The following is a 7,400-nucleotide window of genomic DNA, read 5'->3' as shown; positions in this document are numbered from 1 at the left end:
GCGATGATCTCTTCTCACCACCTGGGCAGCTTCTTCGTGGGCGACCAGAAGGATCTGTACCAGGCCACGCCCTCCCCGGACAAGAGCCGCACCGGCATTGATCTGGCCAATATCGGCCTGCTCTACCAGATCGATACCAACCGCCCCAACAAGACCCCGACCATCCAGGTCGGCTATGACGGCGGTCGCGCCGCCGTGGGCGACGTGGTGGCGCTGTTCGAGGGCAGCACCATGCTGGCGCGCAAGGTCTTGACCAGTGACGATGTCGGTCCCGGCAACAAGGCCGTGAACCTGACAGTGGTGCAAAGCCTGGCGCCGGGCGAGCATGACATCGTGGCGCGCTACACCGATACGGCCGGCAATACCGTCAACGGCGCCGCGCAACACGTGTCGGTGCCCGCGGGCAGCGACGTGGTGACCCTGAGCAACCTGGCGGTACGGCATGGCGAACAGGGCCCAGCCTCGGCCCAGGCGCTCAACACCTCCGAGACCGGCTATGCCATGGTGAGCGAGGTCCTGACCTCGCAAGCCTCCGGTCACGCCGCCAGCGGGCCGGTCTTCTCCGGCCGGGTCGGCGGCGGGCGCGACACTGATCGCTACATCGTCACCATCGAGATGGGGGGCAAGGTGCTGGCCTTCGATGAAGTGGCGGCGGGCGATTTCTCCATCAGCATCCCGGCGGGTGCGCTGCCGGCAGGACTGTACCGCGACGTCAACATCACGGCCTCGCTCTCCAGCGGCTCGGCGCTCGGACAAAGCACCACGGTGCAAGGCCTGAAACTGGGCTGGTACTGGGCCCAGCAGTCAGCCGCCGACATCGTGGGCGGGGCCGGCAATGACGACATCCTGCTCGGCGCCACGCGCTTTTCTGCAGCCACCTTCGTCCAGACCGGCGCGGGAGACGATAGGATCATCGTCGGCTCCTTTGGCCGTAGCGCCAACCTGGCCGCGACCGTGACTGATTTCACGCTGGGGGCGGACAAGGTACAGGTGTTCAACCAGAACCTCACCGCGGCCAACCTGTCGAGTTTCGTGACGGCTTCGGCGGGCGTCAATCCCAACGACACGCGCCTGATCATCGATCTGGATGGGGCCGGATCGGGGACGCTGACCTATACGCTGATGTTGCAGAACGTGGTGTACAACAGCGTCAATACGGCCACCATTTTCGGGGTATGACGGCAGCAGGACGGCCTGCAGGGCGTGCCACGAAGCACCGTGGCCGCCCTGCGGCAATCATTCCTGCGAGTTATCGATGGCAAAACAAAAGCAAATAGTCCTCGCTAGCCCGCATCGCTAGACTCCTTGTCACAGACCTGCACGCCCGGCGCTTCACTAGCCGGGCGTGATTGCGTCCGACAACGAAAAACCAAGGAGACTCATGCTAAGCAGAAGACATTTCCTGGCCGGCAGCCTGCTGGCCTGTAGCGGCCTGCGCGCTGCACTGGCGCAAAGCGTTCCCAATTCGGCGGGGCAGCAGCCACCGCGGCTGGCGGCGCCGGCCCTGAGCTGCGACAGCCATCACCATATCTACGATGCACGTTTCCCGGTCTCGCCGCATTGGCGCGGGGGCCGCCCGGATGGCGCCACCGTGGCGGACTATCGCCTGCTCATGGCCAAGCTGGGCATCGCCCGTCACGTGGTGGTGCAGCCCTCTACCTATGGCAGCGACAATCGTTGTCTGCTCGACGCCCTGCACCAGTTCGGCACGCGTGCACGCGGTATCGTGGTCATCGAAGATGAGGTGCCGATGGTGCAATTGCAGGAGATGCACCAGTTGGGCGTGCGCGGCGTGCGCGTCAATTTCCTGTCGCCCCAGACCTGGGGCATCACCACGGTGGAGCGGCTGCGTCGTACTGCCGAAAAGATCGCGCCGCTGGGTTGGCATGTGCAGGTGTTGATGTCGGGAGCGCAGATTGCCGAGCATGAAGCGGTGCTGGCTGGCCTGCCCACGCCGGTGGTGATCGATCACCTGGGCCGCATCCCGCAGCCGGCCGGTCTGGAGCACCCGGGCGCGCAAGCCATCCTGCGCCTGCTGCGGCAGGGACATACCTGGATCAAGCTGTCCGAAGCCTACGCCGATACCTTGCAGGGTCCACCCGACTATCCCGATACCAGCCTGCTGGCACGCGCCTATGTGCAGACAGCACCACAGCGCGCGATCTGGGGCAGCGACTGGCCGCATCCGACCGAAAAGATCAAGCCCGATGACGCTGTATTGTTCGACCTGCTGTCCGCCTGGGCGCCGGATGCCGCCACCCGCGAACAGATCCTGGTGCACAATCCGGCCGCGCTGTTCGGCTTCACCTGATCCCCACCAACGTACAACGAAAAAAGCGACCTGATTCCTAAAATTTCTCGGTCATCAATCCTCGCATATATCCAAGAGACCTCTCGCACAACCCTCCCTTGGGGCAGGAACCAATTCGACCAAATCTTCTCATACCCGACCTGCTCAGCTTGAGCACCCCTTGAGCGAACACTAACTGTTCGGGGGGCGATACTAGGGCCTTCAATTTTTTGGCGATATCGTTGAGTAGCATTTGCTACTCAATGGTCGCCGTGTTCATATCAGTCGTCATCATGCTGACACTCACTGAAGATCAATATAAAAAATTCCTTGCTAGTGATGTTCAGAATTTCATCGCTGCTGTAGCCGATGAATTTCTTTCTGAACGTGAAGATATGCGCGGCAATCCAGGGCGTAGCGAGGTTATCTTGCGTATGCAATCTGCATACGACAATGGCCTTAATCTCGGATTCACGTCTACGGGACACCTTATTTACATGATGTACATGTCTGCTGATTACCCAAAGCTATTTGAGCGGCCGGAGACACAGCGGTATTTAAGCAAATCCGGTGCATTACCTGAACAGCGTCTAGATGAAATGAAATCCGTCTTGCGTCATCTAGGCAGTACGGTCAAGCAGCGGGAAGAAGAGAGCCGAGCATGGTAGCCCTAGCTGCAATCCCACTTGCTTCGGAAGTCCTTGGTTGGCTGGGTGCAGGTGCCGCTGGATATGCAACCGCGGATATCCTGGAACGCAATACACGTGCGAAGAAAGCGCAAAACTCGGAATTGTCAAAAGCGGCGGTTACAACGCTGTCGAAAGAGAAGTGTAGAGACTGTCCGCCAATAAATGGTTTCCTGTCACATCCTAATCACAGTATGTCTGATATCTCCCGAGATTATCAGGCGCGCGTAACGGGTTATGCGCCCGGAACTGAATGGAATTACGAGGACCGGGATTTTGATGGATTTCAACCAGACAAATGCTTGCTTCAAGAGGCTAAGGCGCAGTACACAAACTTCTTTGATGAAAAAACTCTGCGTCCCAAAGCCTGGTATGTAATGAGTGGGAAATACAGGAAACTAATGGACCAAGCTAGAGCGCAGCATCGTATCGTTAGTATGAGTTTTCCGGCCGCATTGAACTGGTATTTCATGGAGAAGACAATGTACCTCTCCATGAAAAGTGCTTTTGCAGAAGACGATCTGATTCGCATCAATTCAATTTATATGCCTTGAGATTTATGGACATCAAGTTTACTTATCGCTATGAGCAAAGCACGCTCCCGGATGTTTCTGGGCAGTTGAAAATGCTGTGGCGTACAGCCGTTTTGTTAGACCAAGTTGGCGTACCTATGGCCGACTGGTGCCCGCCCGCAGATACTCCGGAAAATTCATTGCGCAACAAAGCATTCGATGATGACGGTCCATCTCAAGCTGCATTAGCCATTTTCAAAGAGGAGGACAAAGACCGTGACGAGAAGGATGTTCGCTCAATGGCCGTTTGGAATGGACTTCTTGAAGAGGGCTCAATTTTGATGAATCACACTCTGGTTGTACGTGAATACCCTTCCAAGTCCACCTTCAGCCTCCAATCTACGTCTGTTCCGGCGCTAATGGAAAAGTCGAAGATGATTCAGGTAGTGAAGGGATTGTTGGAGATTTGGCCAGCACCTTTCATTTCCGTCACCGATCCGCCCTATGATGCGATACATAAGGTATTTGACGATCGTCCGGGCGTTGGCTGGATGCTTTATCTCCCCAAAGTGATTAAAGCTTCTCAGGTTCCTGAAGCGCAGGAGTTGATTCCCGTTGAGGACAGCACTGGGAAACAAAAAGGGACTATCGTCGTTAGTATCTTGGACGAGCCCTTTTCGGTGCAAAACGAGGAGCACATCAAGGTGGCTACCTCCATTGAAATCAGGCTCGTAGAGCAGGATTTGCTTCCTCGCCGTAGTGAAATGTGAGCCACATCGTCATGCGGTGGAATTTTGCCTCAAGTGCTAAAGGGGGAGCCTCAAAAAAGCCGCCTGCTTGCGCAAGGCGGCTTTTTGTTTTCTACAGCGCGGCGGCTGATCAATGCGCCGCTGGCTTGGCCGTCGCCGCGACCGTGGCAGCCGGTGTACGCGACTTGCGCGACAGGAACAGCAGGATCGCCACGCTCAATACCGACAGGCCCACCAGCGGCAGCAGCGCCAGCGCGAAGCTGCCGGTGGCGCCCTTGACCCAGCCATAGACGTTGACCATCAAACCGCCGCCAATGAGGTTGGAGACGGCATTGATGCCGGCCAGGCCGGCCGCCACCGAACCGGTCGCCAGCCAGTTGGTGGCCATGGCCCAGAACGGCCCCTTGAAGCAATAGGCACCGATCAACACCAGCGTCAGCATCAACACCACAGGGATCAGCGAGTGGATCAGCGTGGCGCAGGCCAGGCCGCCGCCGATGAGCATGAGCGGGATGGCGGTATGCCAGCGACGTTCGCCGCTGCGGTCCGAATGACGTCCCCACCACACCATCAGCACCGAGGCGATCAGGTAAGGGATGGAGTTGACCAGTCCAGTCTGCATCACCGACAGGCCGAACGACTTGAGCAGCTGCGGCTGCCATACGTTCAGGACCGAACCGGCCGCCGAGGCGCAGGCGCACACCAGCGCCATGCCCCATACATGTGGCTGGCTGAACAGCTTCCACAGCGGGATGTGCTGCTTGGCGGCGCGACTGGCAGCCTCGCGGTTCATGGTGGCCACCAGCCAATTGCGCTGGTGCTCATCGAGCCAGCGGGCCTGCTCCGGACGATCGGTCAGGAACATCAGGCAGACCACCCCCAGCAGCACGGTCGGCAAGCCTTCCAGCACGAACAGCCAGTGCCAGCCGCGCAGCCCGCCGATGCCATCCATCTGCAACAGCAAGGCCGACACCGGCGAGGCCACGAAGCTGGCCGCCGGAATGGCGACCATGAACAAGGCCACCATGCGCGCCCGGTAAGCCGAGGGCACCCAGTAGGTCAGGTACAGCACCACGCCGGGGAAGAAGCCGGCCTCGGCCGCCCCCAGGATGAAGCGCGCCACATACAGCGAATGGGGGCCCTGCACCAGTGCGGTACTGGACGAAATCAGGCCCCAGGTGATCATGATGCGCGCCAGCCACTTGCGGGCGCCAAACTTCTGCAGCGCCAGGTTGCTGGGCACCTCGAAGATGAAATAAGCGATGAAGAACAGGCTGCTGGCAAAGCCGAACATCTTGGGCGAGAGCCCGAGATCCTGATTCATCTGCAGCGCGGCCATGCCGATATTGCCGCGATCGATGAAGGCAAACAGATAGCACAGCATCAGGAATGGCAACAAGCGCCAGGTGACTTTGCGGACGGTTTCCCGCTCTAGCCGCTTTTGGTCTTGGATGGTCTCCATGTCTCTCTCTCGGAAGTGGGCGCCGCCTGTCTCGGCGGCTGGCCCGTGGTCATGATGGATCAGGCAGGCTGGGCCTGGGTGTTCAACACGGCCAGGATGTTGCTGGCCGCACCGGTACCCATGGCGATATAGGCATCCGTGGTCACGCCACCGATGTGCGGGCTCAGGATCGCATTGCCGACCTGCTGCAGCGGATGGGGCGCGGCAAAGGGTTCCTTCTCGAAGCTGTCCAGCCCGGCGGCCAGCAACTTGCCCGAGCCCAGCGCGGCGATCAAGGCTGGCTCATCGATCAAGCCACCGCGCGCGGTGTTGACCAGGATGGCGCCATCCTTCATGCGCGCCAACGACTGGGCATTGATCATATGCTTATTCTCGGCCGTCAGCGGGCAATGCAGCGAGACCACGTCGGAGTCGGCCAGCAGCGTATCGAGATCGACCAGTTGCACGCCCTGCGGTGCTTGCTTGGCATAGGGATCGTAGGCCAGCACCGGCATCTCCAGGGCCACCGCGACCGCGGCCACGCGGCGACCGATGGCGCCCAAGCCGACCAGGCCCAAGGTACGTCCCTTCAACTCCAGGCTCTTGTGGGTGGACTTGTCCCAGTGGCCGTCGCGCATCCGGCGATCCAGCCCGACCACGTTCTTGGCGCAGGCCATGATCAGCGCCCAGGTATGCTCGGCCACGGCCGGGGCATTGGCGCCGGCAGCGGCCTTGACCACGATGCCACGCTGCTGCGCAGCCTGGCTGTCGATGGTGTCGATACCGGTGCCGTGCTTGGAGATCACGCGCAGCGCCGGGCTGGCATCCATCACGCGCGCACTGACACCACCGTAGCGCACGATGATGGCCACCGGCTGGTGCTGTTGTGCCAGCTGCACCAGGTCATCCTCGGTCGGCTTGGCGCCAGCGTAGACCAGTTGGTAGTCGCGCAGGATAGCCACGGCTGCCGGCGCCAGGTCCACGCCGGTGACGATGATCACTTCCTTCTGGGCGGCGCTCACAGCGACTCTCCCTCGGCCAGCACGCCACCCTTGCGCAGCGCACCTTCCAGCCAAGTCGGACGCAGCGGGCCACCGCCACGGATTTCGGTCAGGCGCTTGGTTTCGTCAGCCACCTTCTTGGCCGCTGCGGCCAGCAGCGAGGCCGCCTTTTCACGCTCGACCACCACCACGCCATCGGCGTCGCCCACGATCAGGTCACCCGGCGCCACGGCGGTACCACCCACCGAGATCGGCCAGTTGACGCGACCGGCGATGTTCTTGGTGGGACCGTTGGGATTGGCGCCCACGGCATAGACCGGGAAGCCGATCTCGCGCAGCGCCTCGGTATCGCGCACCGAGCCATAGATGATGATGCCGGCCAGGCCGCTGGCCTTGCACTGCGAGACCATGATCTCGCCCATCAGTGCGCAGGTCTCATCGCCCTTGCCATCGATGACCAGCACATCGCCCGGCTTGGCGATGGCCATGGCGGCGTGGATCATCAGGTTGTCGCCGGGGCGCACTTCCACCGTCAGCGCCGGGCCGGCCACGCGCATGGAAGGCGACAGCGGCGCCACGCGGCTGCACAGGGTGCCACGGCGACCGGCCACGTCGGCCAGGATGGAAGCGGCAAATTCGGAAGCCTGGGCGACGATGGCGGCATCGACACGTTCGAAGTCGCGGATGAAATCGGGTTGCGTACTCATGATGATCCTTTACG

The 7,400-nt window shown here is 60.7% G+C and carries 7 protein-coding genes and 1 pseudogene; 5 read left to right on the top strand and 3 right to left on the bottom strand.

The features are described from left to right. The 5 genes and pseudogenes from I5W_RS27685 to I5W_RS27660 form a co-directional block, all read left to right on the top strand. Positions 1-1,179 (top strand): annotated as a pseudogene (locus I5W_RS27685) (adhesin); the annotation flags it as partial. A gap of 202 nt (positions 1,180-1,381) precedes the next feature. Continuing rightward, positions 1,382-2,311: an amidohydrolase family protein gene (locus tag I5W_RS27680; protein WP_044531672.1), complete on the top strand. Its 930-nt coding sequence runs from the start codon at positions 1,382-1,384 to the stop codon at positions 2,309-2,311. A gap of 272 nt (positions 2,312-2,583) precedes the next feature. Further along, a complete protein-coding gene (locus tag I5W_RS27670) occupies positions 2,584-2,958 on the top strand; it encodes a hypothetical protein (protein WP_026051867.1) in 375 nt (124 codons plus the stop codon). Further along, entirely contained in the window at positions 2,952-3,530 is a 579-nt protein-coding gene (locus I5W_RS33785; protein WP_252717255.1) for a Tox-REase-5 domain-containing protein, read from the top strand. The genes I5W_RS27670 and I5W_RS33785 overlap by 7 nt, the downstream gene beginning before the upstream one ends. 5 nt (positions 3,531-3,535) lie before the next feature. After that, positions 3,536-4,258, top strand: coding sequence for an immunity 52 family protein (locus tag I5W_RS27660; protein ID WP_044531669.1), 723 nt, complete (start codon positions 3,536-3,538; stop codon positions 4,256-4,258). 109 nt (positions 4,259-4,367) lie between these two features. On the opposite strand, the gene I5W_RS27655 is transcribed toward I5W_RS27660, so the two are convergent. The 3 genes from I5W_RS27655 to I5W_RS27645 are packed head-to-tail and all read right to left on the bottom strand — an operon-like array spanning position 4,368 to position 7,386. Beyond that, positions 4,368-5,699 (bottom strand): MFS transporter, encoded by a 1,332-nt coding sequence (locus I5W_RS27655; RefSeq protein ID WP_044531668.1) that lies wholly within the window; start codon positions 5,697-5,699, stop codon positions 4,368-4,370. Between the two features lie 59 nt (positions 5,700-5,758). Next, positions 5,759-6,700 (bottom strand): hydroxyacid dehydrogenase, encoded by a 942-nt coding sequence (locus I5W_RS27650; RefSeq protein ID WP_044531667.1) that lies wholly within the window; start codon positions 6,698-6,700, stop codon positions 5,759-5,761. Continuing rightward, positions 6,697-7,386 (bottom strand): RraA family protein, encoded by a 690-nt coding sequence (locus I5W_RS27645; RefSeq protein ID WP_017449942.1) that lies wholly within the window; start codon positions 7,384-7,386, stop codon positions 6,697-6,699. Before I5W_RS27645 ends, I5W_RS27650 begins: the two co-directional genes overlap by 4 nt. Positions 7,387-7,400: the final 14 nt, after the last annotated feature.

Source organism: Herbaspirillum sp. B65, from assembly GCF_000333555.1.
In the GTDB taxonomy this organism is placed as follows: domain Bacteria; phylum Pseudomonadota; class Gammaproteobacteria; order Burkholderiales; family Burkholderiaceae_D; genus Herbaspirillum; species Herbaspirillum rubrisubalbicans.
Note: the sequence above shows the minus strand (reverse complement) of the source record. Positions and strands in the feature narration are given on the sequence as shown.

Excerpts from the sequence above, each read along its gene's own strand:
- I5W_RS27680 (WP_044531672.1), top strand. The coding sequence starts at position 1,382 with ATGCTAAGCAGAAGACATTTCCTGGCCGGCAGCCTGCTGGCCTGTAGC.
- I5W_RS27660 (WP_044531669.1), top strand. The coding sequence starts at position 3,536 with ATGGACATCAAGTTTACTTATCGCTATGAGCAAAGCACGCTCCCGGAT.
- I5W_RS33785 (WP_252717255.1), top strand. The coding sequence starts at position 2,952 with ATGGTAGCCCTAGCTGCAATCCCACTTGCTTCGGAAGTCCTTGGTTGG.
- I5W_RS27670 (WP_026051867.1), top strand. The coding sequence starts at position 2,584 with ATGCTGACACTCACTGAAGATCAATATAAAAAATTCCTTGCTAGTGAT.
- I5W_RS27645 (WP_017449942.1), bottom strand. The coding sequence starts at position 7,386 with ATGAGTACGCAACCCGATTTCATCCGCGACTTCGAACGTGTCGATGCC.
- I5W_RS27655 (WP_044531668.1), bottom strand. The coding sequence starts at position 5,699 with ATGGAGACCATCCAAGACCAAAAGCGGCTAGAGCGGGAAACCGTCCGC.